24 protein-coding genes are annotated in these 18,577 nt (G+C 58.9%); 6 read left to right on the forward strand and 18 right to left on the reverse strand.

The window, feature by feature from the left end:
* Positions 1 to 6: 6 nt before the first annotated feature.
* The 4 genes from CFE50_RS16045 to CFE50_RS16060 form a co-directional block, all read right to left on the reverse strand.
* Entirely contained in the window at positions 7 to 372 is a 366-nt protein-coding gene (locus CFE50_RS16045; protein ID WP_286734889.1) for a TIGR03745 family integrating conjugative element membrane protein, read from the reverse strand.
* A gap of 18 nt (positions 373 to 390) precedes the next feature.
* Positions 391 to 630, reverse strand: coding sequence for a TIGR03758 family integrating conjugative element protein (locus CFE50_RS16050; RefSeq protein ID WP_286734890.1), 240 nt, complete (start codon positions 628 to 630; stop codon positions 391 to 393).
* Complete coding sequence (locus tag CFE50_RS16055) at positions 627 to 923, reverse strand: integrative conjugative element protein, RAQPRD family (RefSeq protein ID WP_286734925.1); 297 nt, start codon at positions 921 to 923, stop codon at positions 627 to 629. The genes CFE50_RS16050 and CFE50_RS16055 overlap by 4 nt, the downstream gene beginning before the upstream one ends.
* Positions 924 to 1,095: 172 nt before the next feature.
* Positions 1,096 to 1,416 (reverse strand): DUF4177 domain-containing protein, encoded by a 321-nt coding sequence (locus tag CFE50_RS16060; protein ID WP_286734892.1) that lies wholly within the window; start codon positions 1,414 to 1,416, stop codon positions 1,096 to 1,098.
* 150 nt (positions 1,417 to 1,566) lie between these two features.
* On the opposite strand from CFE50_RS16060, the gene CFE50_RS16065 reads away from it, so the two are divergent.
* Together CFE50_RS16065 and CFE50_RS16070 are read left to right on the forward strand one after the other, a co-directional pair.
* Positions 1,567 to 1,878 carry a hypothetical protein gene (locus CFE50_RS16065; protein ID WP_286734895.1) on the forward strand — a complete coding sequence of 104 codons (312 nt, stop codon included), beginning with the start codon at positions 1,567 to 1,569 and terminating at the stop codon, positions 1,876 to 1,878.
* A 346-nt stretch (positions 1,879 to 2,224) separates the two neighbouring features.
* Entirely contained in the window at positions 2,225 to 3,223 is a 999-nt protein-coding gene (locus CFE50_RS16070; protein ID WP_286734896.1) for a hypothetical protein, read from the forward strand.
* Positions 3,224 to 3,275: 52 nt separating this feature from the next.
* Here the strand turns inward: CFE50_RS16070 and CFE50_RS16075 are convergent, their stop codons facing one another.
* From CFE50_RS16075 to CFE50_RS22870, 11 genes are all read right to left on the reverse strand, one after another.
* Complete coding sequence (locus CFE50_RS16075) at positions 3,276 to 4,745, reverse strand: UvrD-helicase domain-containing protein (protein ID WP_286734899.1); 1,470 nt, start codon at positions 4,743 to 4,745, stop codon at positions 3,276 to 3,278.
* 106 nt (positions 4,746 to 4,851) lie between these two features.
* Positions 4,852 to 5,598, reverse strand: coding sequence for a TIGR03747 family integrating conjugative element membrane protein (locus CFE50_RS16080; RefSeq protein WP_058783943.1), 747 nt, complete (start codon positions 5,596 to 5,598; stop codon positions 4,852 to 4,854).
* Complete coding sequence (locus CFE50_RS16085) at positions 5,598 to 6,080, reverse strand: hypothetical protein (RefSeq protein WP_286734902.1); 483 nt, start codon at positions 6,078 to 6,080, stop codon at positions 5,598 to 5,600. Before CFE50_RS16085 ends, CFE50_RS16080 begins: the two co-directional genes overlap by 1 nt.
* Complete coding sequence (gene traD, locus CFE50_RS16090; RefSeq protein WP_286734904.1) at positions 6,077 to 8,242, reverse strand: type IV conjugative transfer system coupling protein TraD; 2,166 nt, start codon at positions 8,240 to 8,242, stop codon at positions 6,077 to 6,079. Before traD ends, CFE50_RS16085 begins: the two co-directional genes overlap by 4 nt.
* 2 nt (positions 8,243 to 8,244) lie before the next feature.
* Positions 8,245 to 8,502 (reverse strand): hypothetical protein, encoded by a 258-nt coding sequence (locus CFE50_RS16095; protein ID WP_044340859.1) that lies wholly within the window; start codon positions 8,500 to 8,502, stop codon positions 8,245 to 8,247.
* Positions 8,503 to 8,511: 9 nt separating this feature from the next.
* A complete protein-coding gene (locus CFE50_RS16100) occupies positions 8,512 to 9,006 on the reverse strand; it encodes an integrating conjugative element protein (RefSeq protein ID WP_286734906.1) in 495 nt (164 codons plus the stop codon).
* Positions 9,003 to 9,569: a transglycosylase SLT domain-containing protein gene (locus tag CFE50_RS16105; RefSeq protein WP_144959918.1), complete on the reverse strand. Its 567-nt coding sequence runs from the start codon at positions 9,567 to 9,569 to the stop codon at positions 9,003 to 9,005. Before CFE50_RS16105 ends, CFE50_RS16100 begins: the two co-directional genes overlap by 4 nt.
* The gene (locus CFE50_RS16110; protein ID WP_286734909.1) at positions 9,566 to 10,318 is read right to left on the reverse strand and encodes a TIGR03759 family integrating conjugative element protein; all 753 of its coding nucleotides are present in this window, start codon (positions 10,316 to 10,318) and stop codon (positions 9,566 to 9,568) included. The genes CFE50_RS16105 and CFE50_RS16110 overlap by 4 nt, the downstream gene beginning before the upstream one ends.
* Before the next feature lie 12 nt (positions 10,319 to 10,330).
* Positions 10,331 to 11,035, reverse strand: coding sequence for a hypothetical protein (locus CFE50_RS16115; protein ID WP_044340855.1), 705 nt, complete (start codon positions 11,033 to 11,035; stop codon positions 10,331 to 10,333).
* Positions 11,036 to 11,804: 769 nt separating this feature from the next.
* Positions 11,805 to 11,957 (reverse strand): DUF7740 domain-containing protein, encoded by a 153-nt coding sequence (locus CFE50_RS22865; protein WP_437127523.1) that lies wholly within the window; start codon positions 11,955 to 11,957, stop codon positions 11,805 to 11,807.
* The gene (locus tag CFE50_RS22870; RefSeq protein WP_144959409.1) at positions 11,954 to 12,166 is read right to left on the reverse strand and encodes a DUF7740 domain-containing protein; all 213 of its coding nucleotides are present in this window, start codon (positions 12,164 to 12,166) and stop codon (positions 11,954 to 11,956) included. Before CFE50_RS22870 ends, CFE50_RS22865 begins: the two co-directional genes overlap by 4 nt.
* A gap of 107 nt (positions 12,167 to 12,273) precedes the next feature.
* Here CFE50_RS22870 and CFE50_RS16125 point away from each other — a divergent pair, with 107 nt between their 5' ends.
* The 3 genes from CFE50_RS16125 to CFE50_RS16135 all read left to right on the forward strand — a co-directional run bounded on the left by CFE50_RS16125 (position 12,274) and on the right by CFE50_RS16135 (position 15,019).
* Positions 12,274 to 12,708, forward strand: coding sequence for a LexA family protein (locus CFE50_RS16125; protein WP_144959407.1), 435 nt, complete (start codon positions 12,274 to 12,276; stop codon positions 12,706 to 12,708).
* Positions 12,701 to 13,969, forward strand: coding sequence for a Y-family DNA polymerase (locus CFE50_RS16130; protein WP_144959405.1), 1,269 nt, complete (start codon positions 12,701 to 12,703; stop codon positions 13,967 to 13,969). The genes CFE50_RS16125 and CFE50_RS16130 overlap by 8 nt, the downstream gene beginning before the upstream one ends.
* 225 nt (positions 13,970 to 14,194) lie before the next feature.
* Positions 14,195 to 15,019 carry a hypothetical protein gene (locus tag CFE50_RS16135; protein WP_144959403.1) on the forward strand — a complete coding sequence of 275 codons (825 nt, stop codon included), beginning with the start codon at positions 14,195 to 14,197 and terminating at the stop codon, positions 15,017 to 15,019.
* Between the two features lie 321 nt (positions 15,020 to 15,340).
* Here the strand turns inward: CFE50_RS16135 and CFE50_RS16140 are convergent, their stop codons facing one another.
* From CFE50_RS16140 to CFE50_RS16150, 3 genes are all read right to left on the reverse strand, one after another.
* Complete coding sequence (locus tag CFE50_RS16140; RefSeq protein WP_286734912.1) at positions 15,341 to 15,880, reverse strand: hypothetical protein; 540 nt, start codon at positions 15,878 to 15,880, stop codon at positions 15,341 to 15,343.
* Between the two features lie 55 nt (positions 15,881 to 15,935).
* On the reverse strand, positions 15,936 to 16,721 hold the full coding sequence (locus CFE50_RS16145) for a hypothetical protein (protein ID WP_258196345.1): 786 nt from the start codon (positions 16,719 to 16,721) through the stop codon (positions 15,936 to 15,938).
* Between the two features lie 77 nt (positions 16,722 to 16,798).
* Complete coding sequence (locus CFE50_RS16150) at positions 16,799 to 16,981, reverse strand: hypothetical protein (RefSeq protein ID WP_144959397.1); 183 nt, start codon at positions 16,979 to 16,981, stop codon at positions 16,799 to 16,801.
* Positions 16,982 to 17,385: 404 nt separating this feature from the next.
* Here CFE50_RS16150 and CFE50_RS16155 point away from each other — a divergent pair, with 404 nt between their 5' ends.
* Complete coding sequence (locus tag CFE50_RS16155; RefSeq protein WP_044340854.1) at positions 17,386 to 18,015, forward strand: recombinase family protein; 630 nt, start codon at positions 17,386 to 17,388, stop codon at positions 18,013 to 18,015.
* The last annotated feature ends 562 nt before the right edge of the window (positions 18,016 to 18,577 follow it).

The following is an 18,577-nucleotide window of genomic DNA, read 5'->3' on the forward strand; positions in this document are numbered from 1 at the left end:
CCTGCCTTACATGATGCCGGTGGCTTTGGTGACGATGAAGATCACCAGGCCGATGAGGACCACGCCGACGGTGATCGTCACGCCCAGGTCCTTCCAGGTTTTCTTTCCCACGTGGATCTCGTGGTAGACGGTAATGCCGTGAGCGGCGACGACGATCAGGCAGAAAGCGCATATGGCTAGCGCAAACAGAGAAATGAGGTCGAAACCGTAGTTTTTTAGCGTTTCCAGCCAGGTAGCCCCTTCGCCTCGCGAGGGGGCTTGGGCTTGAGGAAGGGCAGCTTGGCTGATTGCCGGTAGCAGGACGGCGCTTGCCAGGGTGGCTTGTGTTCCGGCGCGGGCGCCGAGGGTGAGCAGGTGTCTGAGGGACAGCATGGATTTCTCCTCGAGGGGTTAATGCAAAATGAGCCAGGACAGTGCGCAGTAGAGGAGCAGCCCACGTATGAGGGCGCCCTTGGCAGCGGCGGCTTTGAGGTTCTGATTCGCCCAGCCCTTGTAGAGGCTGATGGAAAGCCAGGCGAACCAGAGGGTGACGACGGCCATGGCCACCGATAGCCAGAAGGTGTTGCTGGCCGCCGGCGTAAGGCCGCTGGCCGCCTGAAAGGCAGCGCTCTGCGCGGCGGTCATGCTCATGGCTGGGCACCTTCGCGCTGGTACTGGCCGGAGAGCTCGGCCGCATCGCGCGGCTGGGCACGGCTTGGAGCCAGGTAGTCCTGTAGGCCCTGGCGGATCCGTGCGATGTCGGCGGCGAGACGGTTGTAATCCAGGTGGTAGCGTGAGCTGCCATCGCTCGGCAACTCAGCGCTGCGCCTGGCGACCGCCTCAACGGCGTTGAGCTGGCGGATCATCACGTCGACGTTGGCTTGCTCGCTGGCGGTGCCGGCGGCGTGAGCGGCGCCCGTCGTGAGTCCGAGCGTGAAGACCAGGCCACTGACGAGACCGAAGCGGACGAAGAGCTTGCGTGGAGGAGGGGACAGTTTCACAGCGGGGCCCTGGGCAGCGGGTTGATGCCGCACAGGATGCCGAGGGCCACCAAGGAGGTCAGCGGGAAACCATTACTGCACCCAAATAGGTTGCAAACCCGCTTGATTACTGACTTTACGTAGAGGTGATGAGGCGTTTGAAAAACAGCAGAAAGCCGGTGGCCACCGCGTAGCCTACGCCCCATCCCTGGTTGCCCTGGGCGGTCTGCTGTCCGATCTGAGCGCGGCCTTCCAGCACCGGCTGCACGCTGACCAATTCCCAGCCGTCCGCGCCCAGGGCCTGCAGGCGAGCCTGCCGTTCTGGATCTGCCAGGAAAGCAGCGACGTCAGGGGTGCCGGTCTGCTGTTCGTGCTTGAACATGAGCCAGCCGCGCTCTTGCACGCGGTAGGTGAGGGGGGAGAATTCAGTGTGGTATTCGAAGCGGGCAGGGGACATGGACGGCTCCAGTTCGATGGGGTGGCCATCGTCCTGTGGTCCACAGTAGCCTCACCAGGCTAAACCGTATCTGGGTCTCATGAGGTTACGACGAAAGCCTCGAACAAACCGCTTGGCTATGCTGTCATCAGAAAAATCACGGGAGGTCGTATGACCGACATTGCGTTTCTCCCCGAAGAAGCCAAACAACGCTGGCGAGACCTGACTCATGCCATGGCCATCATGGGCCTGGGTCATTTGGCCAAGCTGTACGGGCAGCTCGAAGGCTACATACTGGCCATGCTCGACTTCGACCGGATCACTCCGCCGCAGAGCAAGCTTCTGCTGAAAGCTGCGGCCGAGCTGTTCGACCAGTGCCGATCCGAGTACCTCAAGCACAAGCAGAAGCCGCGCCGGCAAATCGCTGGCGCAGTGGGTGACCGGATCAGGCAAAGCCAGCGCAGATCGGAAGGGATTTTCTAGCTGTAGATTCGGTTTTAATGGTGTTGCTAACGACTCGATATATTTGACGAGAAATATAACCGGTTAAAGACGTTTAGGTGCGCGAAAAACGCCGGTTCGGTAGCGCTCTCAAAATGGCTCGAAGATATTCGATTTCTTGTGTTAGGCAGGTAGACCCGTAAATTAATAAACCAAATTTTATAGAACATAAAATCTCAATTTGTATTTGTGGTTATTGTGATATTTTATCTAAAGGCTGGGTGTGCTTTTAATGCCCGTTTGGGTGTTTTTTTTGTCCAGACGTCGGGTTGAGGTTTTTTCTGAATAAATCGTTTTGTAAGGTATTGTTTTTGATCTGGAAATAGGTATGCGCGCGTTTCTAGCTAAGACGTTTTTAGATCCAGCGAAAAGAAACGTTCCTTTTCTTATGGCCCTTGGTGGTTTGCTGATGGTGTTTACCGGAGCAATATTTGGGGAGGCTATAGAAAGTGTTGTCTTTATTCCAAGAGGGACAGGCGATGCTCTACAAAAAGTGGGTGGTGCGATCCTAGGTGGCGGCGTTTTTGCGGTAATTATGAAGTCGGCTCAGTTCTCAGAGTTTTTCCAGAAATGTCTTGGTGATGTGTTCTATAGCCCTGGGTCGACTGTAAGTCTGCCTTTGTTAAAAGAAAAGTGGGGAGTTTTAACACGAGCTCTTTTAAAGGATACCCTCCCTGCCTCTTATCATGACGCTGCAGAAGTTATCAGAGGAAAGTTTCTCGATAATGAGCTGGAGCATCACTTTGAAAAATATGAAGTGACTTATGACTTTCATTTGGATGCTGATGGGAAAACCTTAAATGTTCGGCATTTGGTCAGGACGGAAGTTGTAATTTCTCCTCGTTTTGAGTCCACCGTTATCAGTCAGCCAAACTCCATGGAAGGAGCTATGAAGCTTGTATCCTTGGTTGTTGATGGTGTTTCATTGGATCTTACTGACCAAAAGTATCTATCCCAAAACCCTAACAACCCTAAGGAAAGAGTGTTTAGTATAAAGCTTTCGCCTTCTAAGTTGACTAGTGCTGAGGTTGATAGAAAGGTGGGTTTTGAGCGGATATATGAATTGCAGCAGGATATATCCGTTGAGCCGTACTTTATCGTCAACTTTACCCGCTATATAAAGGGTTGCTTGGTTCAGTATAGGGGGAGAAACTGCCAAGTTTATTTCCGAGAGACAGGCTTGAATGCTAGCAAATACCCGGAGCCAACCGTAGACGGTGAGGGATTCAGCCGCTTGATCATGGCGGATCGAAACACCTTGCTACTGCCGGGGCAGGGGTATATCTTGATTGTCACCGCTACCAACAGCTTGGAGGTTCCAACATGAAACTCGGCGTTGAAAACGTATAACCTATTGATTTTCCTCGAAAAGCCTACCGTCACGGTGGGCTTTTTTGTGTCAGCCCACCATGCAGCTCCTTGTACCGCTGCATGATGTCGATCACCAGCGAGTTCACTGCCAGGATCTGCATGGCCCGGGTCACCGACACGTACAGCAGGTTCAGCTCATCGTCACGACTGGCCCGATCGATCTCCGGTGCCAGCGGATCCGCACTGAAATCATCGTAGAGCCCTACGAAGTCCCATTCTAGGCCCTTGGCCTTGTGCGCGGTCGTCAAGGTGACCGTGGCATCCAGCTCGCTGGCCGCAGCGCAGCGCCGCAGCTGCTCAATGCGCTTGGGCAGGTCGAAGTAGGCCTCGATGATCCGCACCGAGCGTTGCATCTCTGGATCCTGGGTTGCCTTGGCGATCTCCTGGTACTGCTCGAAGTCACGGTAGTCGCGCAAGAGCTTCTTCTGCTGCACCAGGTCATTGCGACCTCGGCTGAACTGGAAGAGGTCCTCGAGCTCGCGCAGCGAGTAGCTATCGATGCCGCCAATCCAGAACATACGGTGGCCACCCTGTTTCTCCAGGCGCAGGGCATTCTCGATCACGCCGCTGACCGTGCGATGCAGCCAGGTCCGATGGGCAAGATCCTCAGGCAGCGATCGCTTTACCAGGGTGCGCTGGCCGAGCCCCTGCAGCTTCACCGTCTCGCCCTTGAACGACAGGATGACGTTGGCCACGTGGGCCACGGCCGGACCGAAGCGGAATGACTGGGTCAGGTAGTGTTTCTCGGCATCAGCCATCCATGCCGCGTTCAGGGCGTCCTGGGCTCCACGGAAGCGGTAGAGCTGCTGGTGGCGATCGCCGACCATGACCTGGATGGTGCGCTGCCGCTGCACCAGGTCGGCGATCACCGGATTCACGTCCTGGCCCTCATCGAGCAGGATCGCGCCGAAGCGGTTGGAGAGATCCGGGCGGCTCATCTGGTACAGCTTGAGATAGCCGTCGTGGGTGATCTGCACGCCGGCGTCCTGCCGGTCGATCATGCGCTTCCAGACGCTGATGGCCATCCCCACGACCTGGGTGATGCGCCGCTCCTGCAGCGGCGTCAGGCCGCGGCCGTCGTAGCGGGTGAAGTGACGACCGTCCAGGGCCATGTCAGCGCTGGCCATGAAGGTGTTGAGGGTGTTGACCACGTCCCGGGCCAGCTCCCAATCCTGAGTATCCAGCACCCGGGCGACCTCGGTGATGCGCAGGTTGCCCGCCTGCTTGTGCTGGTACTGGGTGCCATAGACTGCATAGGCCAGGCCGTGGGCGGTCTTGCAGGTGACGTTGCGCGGGAAGCGATTCTTGGCCGCCATCTCGACCGACTTGTTGTAGCAGAGGTAGAGCATCTTCACGTCCGCATGGGTGCTGGCGTAGCCCACCAGAGTGGTGGTCTTGCCGGTGCCGGCGAAGGCCTGGATCAGCAGCTTGCGTGCATTCGACGCGATGGCGGGGGCTTGTTCAGAGGTCCACTGCATGGGTCTCTCCAGATTGGCTGGGACAGATTTTCAATACCACCCCTGTATTTTGATGTTGGATCGAATCGCTCTGTGACCGGGGCGTGGCCACGGAGCACGCCGGTGACTACAGGTATTTCTTGAACGAGGCGGTCGTAAGGTTCACCGAGAGGGCGAGCAGCGCCGCACACGGCAGTAGCACCAGGAGTGGGCTCACACTGATCGGCAAGGCCAGGTACAGCGACCAGGGCAGCAGGGCCAACGGCAACATGGTGCTGCGGGCCTTGTGGTAGAAGTAGCTCGACTCCCGGCCGGCGCTGAACTTGCGGATGTCGCGTCGCACCAGGCCATCAATGAAGCCGACCAAGGCGGCCATGGCGAAGAGCGGTACCGCCAGGATCAGGATCACCAGGCGCACGCAGAACACCAGAATGGTGAAGAGGGCAGATAGGCCATAGGTCTGCACCGTCGTGACACTCTGCGCGGCCAGGTAGCGCACATCGAGCTCGCTCCGCGGGCCGGCTGCCGCCAGTTGCTGCATCCCGGTCAGCCACTGAACCAGTCCTGTTTTCACAAAGAGCCAGTCGTAGAGCAGCCCTACCAGCCAGGTCGCCGTGTGCCCGGGCTCCTGAACCACGACGCTGGAGAGAAATCCCTGGGACAGCCAGCCCAGCTCGTGATCAAGCATGCCTTTCGCGTGGTGCCAGCCAGCTTCCGGCCAGAAGAAGTAGAGGCAAAGCCAATCAACCAGGATGGCACCGCCCAGGGACAGGAACATCACGCCGATGAAGTGAAAGGGGAAGCTGAGCACCGACCCGATAAAGGTCTGCTCTTTGACCTGCTGTTGCTGAGCGCGCTGGGCGACGTCGGCCATTATCGGCGTCCTCGAGGAGCGGCGCTGGCGCGCCGGGCGATGGAGAAGAGCGCCTGGCGCTCGGCGGCAAGATCCGGCTGATGCTGGAAGGCTTCCCACTCAGTGCCACCGGCTCGCCCTGCCGGCGGCCAGAGGTTGCCGCGGGGCCGCACGACCTCGGCTACCTGGCGGCCGGTGGCTACCAGCAAGCCCCAACCCGGCGGTAGGTCAGCGGCCTGCAGCAGCCCTTCGGGACAGAGGTAGAAGCGATAGAGCCCTAGGCCGCCGGCGGTGCGCTCAGGCTTGTTCCGGTCGGCCAGGAAGTCGGCGCGGCTGGTCTTCACCTCGATCAGCGTCGAGCAGTTGCTGCGAAAGCCCAGCACATCCGGCTGCTCGCGTGATCCGAAGCACCGCAGCTCGGTTGCGACCAGGGGAAAGCCCTGCCGGCGCAACCAAGCGGCGCCCAGGGCGACGAGACGGGCATGATCAGGGCCGGTGGTCATGCCGCGTCTCCTTCGTCTGCAGCGCCTTGGGCCATCTGCCGGAAGTCGTCCTGTAGGTCGACCGGCAGGTCGTCTGTGACCCGGCGTTGGCCTGGAGCCTCCCACCACTCACTACCGGTGGCCTGGCCCACCTGGTAGGCCTTGCGCATCTTCTCCGCGAGCTCCTGCAGGTCCTTGGGCATCGCTTCATCCGGATCCACCGCTGGCAGCGGCATCCGTACCTTCCACAGGTTGCCACCCTCAATCAGCGCGTAGCACTGGCCCTTGGGTAGGCCCACCACATGGGCGGGCTCCAGCATGGGCACGCTGGTGGCGCTCAACTGGTCATGGGTGTTGGAGGTGAAGGCGGTCTTGCCGTTGACGGCGTCGCTTGCGCTGCTCGCCGGCGTGGCGGTGAAGACCTGCACCTTGGGCAACTGGTTGGTCAGCAGCTCAGCCGTCGCCGTCTCGCGGACCCGCAGCATGAAGAGGTTGTTGAAGTTTCCGATGATCTGCCCGGCCTTGGCGCGGTTGCCGATCTTGGCCTCGATGTCGGACAGGGTCTGAGTGTAGGCCGTCACCTGCAGACCGGCGCCGCCACCCTTGTTGATCATGGGGATGAACTCATCGCCGATCAGCTCGTTGAACTCGTCGGCGTGCAGGTTGATGGCCACCTTGCCGCTGGCCTCCCCGGGCAAGCCATCATCGATGCCGTACTTGTAGATGTGACCGGCAACCGAGACCAGGTCCGAGAACATGGAGTTGCCAACCGCCGCGGCGACCTCGGTATCGGAAAGGGCGTCCAGGCCGACGTAGACCACGGCGCGTTTGCGCACCACCTGCATCCAGTCGAAGATCGGCCGGGGGTCGTTGACGTCGTGGTAGTCCGGAGCGATCAGCTCGGCCATGCGACCGGTGGTGAGTTTCTCCAGCAGCGGCAGCAGCGAGGCGACAATCTTGTCGAAGTAGGTCTTGTCGTAGCGCACGGCGCTGCGCAGGCCGTCCATGACCGGATCCATCACGCGGGTCTGGTTCAAGTACTGGTCGATGGCGATGACCCGCAGTGGTCGGCCCTTCATGTTGAAGGGGACGTTCTTATCGTTGAGCTTGCTCTCGATGAAGATGATCTTTTCCCAGGCCTTGGGATCATGCTCGTCGAAGTATTTCTGGGCGTATTCCAGGAACAGCCCCTCGATGTTGATCACGTGCTGCTGGATCTGCAGGTAGTCCGGCCGCCGACCGAGGGCGACCAGGGCCCGGGCGATGATGTTGACGAAGCGCCAGGCGAATTCCTTGAACGCTGCCGAATTGCCCTCGCTGGACAGCTGGCCCGCGACGCGGGTGGCCACCTCCGAGATCCGGCCGAAGCGCCCCACCGCGTTGTAGCGCGCGGAGTGGTCCGGCCAGCCCAAGTGGAAGACGTAGAACTCGTTGGCCCGGCCGGCGCGCTCGCACTCGACGTACATGCGCTTGAGCAGGTCAGCATCGCCCTTGGGGTCGAAGACGATCACCACCTCATGCTGACCGCGCCGCTTGCGGCGGATGTCCTGGGTGATGAAGAGCTCGGCCAGGCGCGTCTTGCCCACCCGAGTGGTGCCCAGGACGATGGTGTGACCCACCCGCTCGCCCAGCGGCAGGGTGACGTCGTGCTCCTCGGGCTCAATGCCATGCAGGCGCGGCAGACCGCCCACCGGAGGCAGCGGTCGGAACGGGTTCGCCGCGTTGTCCCAGGCGGTAGCCTTGGCCAGCAGGGTGAGTGGGAAGGGTGCGAATTCCAGGCGCGCCTCGAGTCGCCGCGCCTTGTTGGTCCATTCCGACGGCTCGACATAGGGGGCGTACTGCGGCAGGTAGGTGTCGACCAGGCGCTGGGTGTGTTTCTGCTCCCAGCGGAAACCCTTGCCCACGAACAGCCGCTCATTGCTGACCGGGATCTCCTTACTGGTCATGCTGTAGAACGACAGTCGCCGGATGTTGCGCCGGTAGCGCAGCACACGCAGCGCCTGTCGCAAGCGGTAGATCCCGAAGCCCAGGAAGGCGACGGCCGTGATCAGGCCGAACAGGGGCGTCAGGGCAACCGCCCAAGGCGCGAAAACGCACAGGAAGGCCATGGCCAGGCACACCTGCACCGTGTAGAGCTCCACCGCCGGCCGTAGCAGTGTGTCCAGGGCATGATTGCGGGCCATGGTCAGTGCTCCAGCTCGCCAGCGCCTGGCAGCGGCAGGGCCGCGGCGTGCTCTTTGCGGATAGCCTCGGCTTCGTCACGCGGCAGCGCTGCTTCGAAGCGCTCACAGAGGGTCAGCTCATCATCCAGCGAGCGTCCCGTGATCTCCCCGCCATGGAGGTCGATCAAGACGCCGAGGTCGCCTGCGAGCGCTTCACGAGCAGCGGCTCCGGCGGGCATGCGGATCACCAGCGTTACATACGGGGATGCGGGGCTAGGCATGAGGGACTCCTATTGATCCAGAGCGGTGGGGGTGATGAGCACGGGGTAGTGGTCGAGCCCGAGGCGGGCAGCCAGGTCATCGCCGACCACAGGACTAATGGCCAGCCCGGGGGCCCAGCTGCGGATTGCAGCCAGGCGCTGGGCGCTGGCTACATTGACCGCCAGGCCAGCGGCGCCGAGGCGCTGCAGAGTCTCGCCACGGCTGGCTAGCCACTGGCGAGACAGGTCGTCATCACCGATTAGGAAAAAGGGCTGCAGACCCGGTGCGTTCAGTGCGCGCCCCTGGACGGTGCCGGGGGTGAGCCGTTGCGATCGCACGGGGAAGCCCAAGGCCTGGGCAGGCTGTGGCAGCGGCGCTTGGCGCTGTCCCTGCGCAGGCTCCGGGTTCAGGCTCTGGTAGTAGGGCAGGGCGGAGACGCCGCCGAGGTCTTCGACCACGGTGAGGTTGGCTGCCTGGGCGGCCAGTGGCAGGGTCAGGGCGATGAGCGAGAGGATCTGCTTCATGGATTCGAGGCCAGGAGGTTCAGGCCGGTGACCCGGCTCAGGTGTTTGGCGAAGAGCTCGCGGTACTTGGCGGCAGGTGCGCCGCCGGCAGGGCGGTGGTAGCGGCCTGCGACGTTGATCCAGTCGCCGCCCTGTGCACGCAGCTCAGCGAGCATCCGGGCCGCGACTTCCAGGTTTTTGTAGGGGTTGAGCGCCTCGCAGGGCGAGACGCCGCGGCCGAAGCGATGCCCGTTCCAGCCCATGTTGACCTGAGCGATGCCAACGTCGACCCGCTTGGCGCCGGCGGTGTTGAGCGCGACCAGCAGCGCGGTACAGGCATCGGCTCGGGTGGCGAAGCGATAGCCGGCGCCGGCAACGTTTAGCGTCCAGGGCCAGGGCACCAGCCGCGTCCCTTGGCCACGCAGGCGAGTGCCGCTCTCCTGCAGGGCAACCGAGTACAGCACCTCGGAAGGGATGCCGGCTTGATAAGCGGCCAGCTGATAGGCCGGCGGCGGGGTCTCGGCCGCCATTGCGCCGAGCGCGATCGACTGCAGGAGCACAACGGCGCCCAGCGCCCTGATCATTGCCTGAGCCATTGTCCGTTCACCTCGCGCACGGCCGCGGGCAGCTCTCCGCCCAGGCCGAGCTGGACCCAGCGGCCAGCATCATGGTTCAGGGTGATCTGTCGGGTCCGCACCTTGGCCGGATCAATGCCGGCGAGCACCGCCCAGCGGCGGATCTTGGCATCGTCGTTCTGGCTACCGATCAGATAGAGATCGAAGGTCTGGCCAGCGCTCTGCAGGGCCTGGACCCGCTCAGTACAGGCCGCGCAGCTGTCCGTCACGAACACGGCGAGCCGCCCGTTACCGCGTACTGCGGGGCTGGCCTGCGGCGCGGCCTGGCCGCCGGCCTGTACTGGCTGCAGGTTCGGGTAGAGGCGATTCCAGGCGTCGCGGTAGGCCTGGTCGTAGGCCAGCTCCTTCTGTACCCGCTGCGCCTCGGCGCGGACCTGCAGCTCGGCATAGCGACGCCGCTCGGCATCGGACTGAGCTTCGATGCCCAGGGCGGTGAGTGGATCCAGCCCGGGCGAGTAGACGCCGCGACTGCCTTGCATCAGGGTGCGGTAGCGTTGAAATTCCTGGCTGCTCAGACCCCATTCCTGGGCGACGGCACTGTCATTACGCTGGACCGTACTTTGGCGCTCAGCGCTACCCGTTTCGCCGGAGAAGACTTGGGGGGCGACAAGGTCGGCGGTGAGTGCCGGTGCGGACGGCGAGAGCAGGATCAGGGCGATCGCAAGGCTCGCCGGTAGGAGAAGGGACTGTGGGCGCATGAGTTGCCTCTACTACTTGACGGAAAGGGTACGGGTCGCGCCGTCGACGCTGAACTGCGCCTGGCGGTCGTCGAGATTGGCCAGCCGCCAGCGGGTGCCGCCGACGTTGTCGCCCGGGCGCACCAAGTAGAGCTCGCTGAGCTGGGTGCTGCCGGGCGGAGCGACGGAGAGGAAGCGCTCACCGCCGCGGTACTCGATGCCGACCACTGTGAAGGGGGGAGGGGTGTCGACCGGCTTGGGCGGCTCGGGCTTGCGTGCGGTTGCCGGCGCGCTGCGCTGCTTGGGGACGATCAGCGGCGGCGGCGCCTTGGCAGGCTCCACTGCTCTCCTGCGCAGGTCGCCAAGGTCGTTTTGCAGGCCTTCGATCTTCGCCTCGATGACCACCAGATCGCCGGCCTGGGCCATGCCCTGCAGCGCGGTCTGATTCGCACGCTGGATCTCCACCAGCATGGCCTGGGCGGTGTCGATCCGTTGGGACAGCGCTTGCTGACTGGCCCGGAAATCGGCGTCTTGGACAGGCTTGCCGCCGGCGAAGCCATCCATCTGGTCCTGCATCTTGTCCAGACGCTGAGTAATGGCTTGAACAGTGTTCTGGTCTGCCGTCGCGTTCAGGTCACGATTGACGTGGGACAGCTCAACGTAGAGATAAAGGCACGCGCCCGACAAGGCGGCAAAGCCGATGGCAGCGAGCGTTTGGGAGAGGGAAAGGCGCTTCATAGGGGACCTCGCACAGGATGCCGTGCACGGTCGCAGAAGCGCTGAAGGGGGTCAGCAGGAAACCTTATCCAGGTCCCAGGAGGTTAAGTTTCGGGCTTGATCTGGCCCTAGGTCGCCCTTCGGCCGGCTGGCCGGCCGGCTGAGCGAAGCAGGCAGGTTATGCTGTTGGCTTTCGCAAAGGGACTATAAGGATGCTGGTGATTCGGCTGGAAACGGGGAGGGTTATCAACCTGGAGCGCCAGGTGAGTACCTCGAATGGGTATGGGATCTGGGAATACCATCGGAGCCAGAGCTCGACGATGTTTAGACCCGACTTCACAGTCTATCGTCATGTGGCTTTGAAGCCGGCCGATCCGCAGGCTGGACAACAGGTGACCGTGGCGATCTGCCTTCCCGGTACTCCCGAAAATGAGTGGAAGCCATTCCGGACCGGAGTCGCCAGCTTTGACGGGCTGTAATTTTGCTGCTGTGCTTAAGACAGAACTTGATAGATGTGGAGCGTTGGTTTGAGTAGATACGAATGGTCAAAGCGCGCAGCGCATTGCAAGAAGGGGTATCGGCTAGCGTTTGCTTGTCTTTTCGCGATTATTCTTGCGACGGTTATGTTGGTCTTCGTATCCGGCCTGAGTGATCAGCCTATTGATCAAGAAGCGCTTGCCAAAGACTCCGTGCCGCTCCTGTTTCTGTTTGCCAGCATTGCCGCAATTTGTCACTTCGGTCACACGTGGGCCAAAAGCAAGCTAGACGAGCTGGACCCCTAGGCCGGCCCTCAGTCCAGATTGCAGGCAATGGCGCGCACCATCTGCAGCGGATGGCGGCTCTGAATTACGTTGGACATCAGGTCCCGCTGGCGCTTTGGAAGCTGCTTCAGGCAGCGCCTGGCGGTGGCGCGGACTGCTTCATCGGCGCCGTGAAACGTTATGCATCTAGGTTTCGGGCGATATGGCGGACCAGATCCAAGGGATACTGAGCCTGAACGACGTTCAACATCAGGTCGCGCTGCCGCTTAGGAAGCAGCTTTACACAGCGCTTCGCCGTGTCGCGGACGGCACTTTCAGTCCCGTGAATTCGTACCGCCAGCAGCAGAGCTAGCGTGCAGTAGGTCAGATCACGCTGAGTGGGCTTAGGCATGTATAAATCTCCAGTCGTCGGCGACGAGTGACGTCAGATGGACAGCATAGCGATTCCTTTGCTAACTGTATAAATACACAGTCTGACGAAAGGAGGCTCGCTTTGCCATGTCCATCGAATTTGTTGCCAATCTGGCTCCGTCTGAAACGGCCCTACCGGTCTTCCTCTTCCGTGTCCCCTGCGGGTTTCCGTCACCCGCGCAGGACCATCTTGAGTCGGTCATCTCGCTCGATGAGTTGCTGAACATCAAGGCCCCGCATACCTATATCGTCCGCGCTACCGGGGACAGCATGATGGGCCTCGGCATCTTCCCGAATGACTTGCTGATCATCACGCGGGCACGTGAAGCGGTGCCAGGTGATGTTGTGGTCGCGGCGCTCAACCGCGAGCCGTTGATCAAAACGTTGCAGCGAAATGCCAGCGGCCAGTTCGAGCTGCACTCGGCCAATCGGCACTACAAACCCATCCCCGTGAGGGAAGAGGACGAATTTGAGGTCTGGGGCATCGCTACCGATTGCCTTCGGCGCCTCGGTCATGCCTGACCAGGTCTATGCCCTCATTGATTGCAACAGCTTTTATTGCAGCTGCGAGCGAGTGTTCAGGCCGGACCTGAACGGGGTGCCGGTTGTCGTGCTTAGCAACAACGATGGATGTGTCATCGCGCGTAGTGCCGAAGCCAAGCAGCTCGGGATCAAGATGGGGGCGCCATGGTTCCAGCTGCGGGAGTTTGCGCGTCAGCATGGCGTTCAGGCATTCAGTTCCAATTACGCGCTCTATGGTGACGTCAGTGACCGGGTAATGCGGACGATCGGCAGCCTGGTACCCGCGTACGAGATCTATAGCATCGACGAGTGCTTTGCTGATTTGACCGGTATACCGGAGCCGCTGATCGACGTGGGCCGAGCGATCAAGGACAAGGTCTTTCAGTGGACACGCATCCCTGTTGGCGTTGGTATCGCCAATACCAAGACGCTGGCCAAGCTCGCCAACCATGCTGCCAAGCGTTGGATCGATCGCACGGGTGGGGTAGTTGATCTCCGTGACCCGGAGCTACGAGACAAGGTACTGCGGAAGCTGCCAGTCGACGAGGTCTGGGGCGTCGGCCGTCGGCTGCAGGTGAAACTGGAAGCCATGGGTATCCAGACGGCTTGGGACCTCGCTCAGTACGATGCCTGGTCGCTGCGCAAGCAATTTAGCGTCGTATTAGAGAAGACTGCCCGGGAGCTCAGGGGAGTGCGCTGTCTCGACCTCGAGGAGGTTGAGCCGCCGAAGCAGATGATCTGCAGCAGCCGGATGTTTGGTACTCGCCAGTATCAGCTTTCTGCGCTGGCGGAGGCGGTGGCCAGCTACACCTCGCGTGCGGCAGAAAAGCTCAGGGCCCAGAAATCCCTGTGTCAGATCCTTCGTGTCGGCATTCAGACCGGCATGTTCAATCCCGATCAGCCACGCTACGCCAACAGCGTGACCCTGCAGCTGCCATATCCCACTGATGACACCCGGGTGCTGATCCAGTATGCCCAGTTCGGGCTGGCCCGGATCTTCCGGGAAGGGTACGCCTACTCCAAGGCCGAGATCCTGCTGGCCGAAATCTGCCAGCGCGGCGAGATCACCGGTGACCTCTTCACGCCGGCGCAGCCTGCCATCGCTGACAAATTGATGGCGACCCTGGATGCGGTGAACCGCAAGTACGGCCGCGGCGCCTTGCGAGCAGCTCGTATCCGCGAAGCACCAGGATGGAGCATGAGACGGGAGCTGCTAAGTCAGGGCTTCACGACCAGGATTGACCAGGTCTGGACGATTTAGGATTCCCTTACTTGAGAGTGCGTTTTGGGTAGTGCCTTAGCCAAGCAAGTTCTCCGTTATCCTCTATTGCGGTGTAGCATTCAGAACCAAGGCTAAATGGCACGCCTGAGTAAACAGCGCAGAAAAGACTCAAGTACGCTTAGATGGTTGAGGAGTTCTCATAAGAAGTCTACCAAGGATCCAAATAATGGAAGTGCCGCACATTGCGAAAGAAGGCTAACAACTATGTCGATCCCTAGCTTTACAGACGGATTCCATGGGGGGGATCCGCTGAAACCTCGTATCTTGATACTGGAAGTCAGAGACAAAGAGAGACCAGATGGTGAAGCCATCGAATGGATTGTAGTAGAGCGAATAGAAAGCTATGAACAGCATCATGGTAGCGCTAAGGTCGACACTGCAAGTATCCAGCTCAGCTACCAGCGTCTTTCTACAGGAGGAAGCGGGCACGGCGACCAAGGCCGTTTCTATGGTAGTTACTCACGTCACTGGAACTGCGTGTCATTATCCGCTTCAAGCGCAGGTTCGAGGGGGGCGATCTTCATGGATCTATCAGGCATGAAAGGTCAGCGAATAGGTACCTACCTATTGAACGAAATCGTTCGGTGGGTAAAGCAATGGCCTGAAGCAGATGTCAAGCGGATCGAGCTAGTCAGCGGCCAAGCAGGATCGGATGAGGCACGAAACCGGCGAAACTCGTTTTACGAGCGATTCGGCATTGCCTTCGACTACACCGATGCCGAGCATCGAGCCGGGTTTTCCCGAGTAATGAAAGCAGGCGAACTGAACCAGGTAGAATCTTGGCGTGCAAACATTATTGAGCACAGGGTAGATCACTATCTTGCATCCTCCCACGTCCGGACCTCGCGCCTAAAACTTGAACTGGCGGACAGTGAACGTAGGCGGAAAAAAATTGCTGATGAGTTGAATGTGGCTTTTCGTAAGCCCCTGCGATGGGCCCTCGGAATTTTGTATGCCCGACAGTCAGGACTGTTAGGGCTCTCGCTTATGGTATTGATACTCGCAAGCGCCCTGTGGTACCAGTGGTAGAGTCTTAACTGAAAAGAGGCGGCTGATGCTTGAGTAGCGCTGTGCGCCGCTACCTGAACTAAACGCTTTAGCGATTTTTAAATGCCTTTCGCATCCTATCTGCCAATTCCTCGACCAGCTGCTGGACATGTTCTCTTACTAGAGAAACCCCACTGCTCTTGGCAAAAATTAGCATTGAAGTTATGTCATTTTCTCTGCCGCAATTTGCGCAAACTACAAGGCTGCCGGGATGAGGCATGTAGTTCTCATAAGGCAGTGCAAACTCATAGGAACGACAGAAGGCACATCGCAAACCGATAGACTTTTTAAAGCTTTCCATAGCTAAAAAACGCCAGGTAGTGAGCCAGCCAAACCCCCGACGATGGCGCCTACAAGTGGATGCTTGAGAAATGATGATAATCTCCCTTTAGCTTCTGCCTTTTCTTCATCAGTAGCTTCGGATTTATCAATTCTAGCTATCAAGTCGTTAAATACGTTATGGATATTTTGCACATTGTAGTGGCCTACTTGGGCCGGCCCATGAACGTTCAGTGTCGCGATTTGCATGCTTGCTCCTAGCTCGTAAGAGCGGTTTTTACCATGCTTCACGGATATGGCTCTGCTCTGTCCTTCCTCTGTTAAGCGCACATGTTGAAAACCCTGAGTTTGTTTCTTCAAAAGTGAGCGGGAGTGACAGATATTTATTATCTTGAACAGACGTTCTTCAGGCCAGTGTAGCAATTCATCTATTGCTACTCGGTCAGTCGCATCCTTGTCGAAGTTAAAGTAAACAGAGTCGATCGTCTCGCCTATGTTTTCCATGTCGTCATTTATATAGGTTAGCAGTGCATCAATGTCAGACTGTATATTTTCTTTGTCCATGGCAACCTCGATCGTCTTCGCTGCAAGGCCGAAAATGCTCAGGAGGAGCAGGGTTTTATTTCAGGTATGAATCATATAAAAATTTAGTGATTCGTTTTGCAAGACTGGGCTTTTTGAGTTTTTCGTCACGTTCGTTCAGGGCTTGCTGTGACTTAAACTGTTTCCAGACTTCATCTTCGAATCGGCTGACCGATACTATATTTTTTTGAGATAGTGCAATAGTGAATCCTACATCCCTGCCTCGTACTCTCATTTGGTCAACTACAGCAGAGTAATCAGTCGTATAGGTTACTTTTAAAGTATCCTTGTCGCGGAAGCCACTCATGACAGGGACTATCTCAAAGTCTTCATCCATGCCACCAGCTTCATGCAGATCTCCGATGTCTGAGACGCGGCCAACGTAAACCTTGCGGTCGTCCATGGAAAACATGTAAAGATTTTCCGGATCACGCATCGAATCCATTAAATGTCGAGTCAAAGGGCGCGTAGGTACTTTAGATGCAAGGATCAAAGCTCTTATTTCACTCAGGCTGGCCCAGTGCCGAAGCATTAGTGCGAGAGTAAAAAGGCGGGGGAGAGACCAGGCGATAATAAAAGAAAGCGCCGATGTCTGGATCATGAACGCCCAGATTGTTGCGCTTGGAGCATCAGCAATTTGATTTCTTACCAAGAAGCCTTTGATGTATTTTATGTAGTCGCTATAGACGCCTAGCACAGATGCTAAAATTTCGTGCTTGCTTATGTAAATAAGTGGAAAGCTGATAGCACAGGCAAAACCGAATACAAGAATTCCGGTTTTGGCGATAAGCATATACAGAAGCTGGCCGTCATAACGGCTCATCGTTGCCTGTCTGTAAATGCTTCCGTTGCAGAATAGGTATCCGCTGACCAGTATGGGAAGAATTAGCAGCAGCCCCATCAGCCATTAGCCACTATATTCTTCGCTCTTTTGCTGGCCTTGACGAAACTGTCACTCGCCAAAACTTCTGAAGAATCGATTGACATGCCGCCGCGCTCGCTTACACGTAGTGTTTTAAGCTTGCGAAGTGACTTGAGGATTTCCTTTTCACGTTTATTGGCTCTAAATAGGAGTCCAAGCATATAACCTCCAGCTAACATCGGTCATCAAGCTGACTTAAAAACACACTGCGTTGGCCGGGTACATTCTACCACAGTCATCACGAGCACTGGTCGAACGTCTACCACGTCAGAGACCTCGACTCAAGGGGGGCTTGGCTTGTCCTTCCCCGATCCTGACTACCCCGCGACCGTTTTGAGGGTCTATGGCCTTCCTTAGGTAGACCTCCTAAATGGGTGAAGGTATTCATCAGGACATCAAAGCTATCAAAGCTATGAGATTGTTCGTCGATGTGCACTCATCATTTGGGTATACCTAAAGCGATACGCCCGTCAGGCCACCCGAAGACGTGGCGAAAAGTAGTCAGGCGGACCCAAACGACTACAGGTATATTTCGATACTCCAAACGACTACACCGGAGCCCGCCATGTTCGTTCGTGCCTACCTTCGCGCCTCGACCGACGATCAGGACGCCACCCGAGCACGGGAGGCCTTGCGCGCGTTCGCCGCCGAGCACGGCGCCCGGATCGCGGCGACCTACGTCGAGAACGCTTCCGGCACACTGCTGGATCGTCGCGAACTACTGCGCTTGCTGGCCGATGCCGAGCCTGGGGACGTGCTGCTGGTGGAAGCTGTCGACCGGCTGTCCCGTCTTGACCGTGCGACCTGGGACCAGCTGCGTGACCGGATCGCCCGGGCGGGCCTGCAGGTGGTGTCCCTCGATCTACCGCTGACCCATGCACTAATCCGGCCGGCGGCGGACGGTGGCGATGGCCTGCAAGAGTGGATGACGCGGGCTCTATGCCAGATGTTCTTGGAATTCATGGCGGCCTTCGCCCGGAAAGACTATGAGACGCGCAGGGCCAGGGCTGCCCAGGGAATCCGCAAGGCGAAAGAGGCGGGGGTCTACAAGGGGCGACCACGGGATGAGAAGCTGCACGCGCGAATTCGCGAGTGCCTGGCCAAGGGGATGTCGGTACGAGGGACGGCCAGGCTGTTGGAGTGCTCGACCAGCACCGTCAATCGGTGCCGGCTGACGCTTTCCCAGGCGACCTAGTGCCCACCTATATTCTCGACCGAAAATGATAGCCACCGACGATCACCGTCCCGGTCAGTCTGCTTGATGGTGCCTTCGAAAGCTGGGCCGTCGTGTAGCTCGACCCTGATCCGGTTTGCGTTCGCCGGTACCGCTACCGGCTCCCAGAACTCCAGCTGGGACACCCCCGGAACTAGCGGAGATAGCCGCACCCGAACGTTATCGGTGTGCTCAAATTGGGGAGGCTGCCCCAGATAGTTTGTCGAGAAAATCAGCGTAGCCATTCCTTCGGTCATGGGGCTTACCTGGCAGGGCTTGCAGTCAGCAAGCCATAGGGTGGGGTTCTGGCACTCCAGCATAGACGATTGCGGTAACCAGGGGCCCAGGTGCTGGCCACCAGGCCCCGCCCCGGTGTCGGGGCTGACTTACCGTAATGGCTACTTATGCGCAGCCGACCTGTTACGGCCAAATAGTAATGTCGCGATCCAGCCAGATAGAAATGTCCCGATCACGTATGGCAGCTAGCCTAGCGGCTTTGCAGCCGATGCGGAGCGATCAGGATGTCAGCCTACGAGCGGATCAC

This window comes from Pseudomonas sp. PGPPP4 (assembly GCF_002256045.1).
In the GTDB taxonomy this organism is placed as follows: Bacteria; Pseudomonadota; Gammaproteobacteria; order Pseudomonadales; family Pseudomonadaceae; genus Chryseomonas; species Chryseomonas oryzihabitans.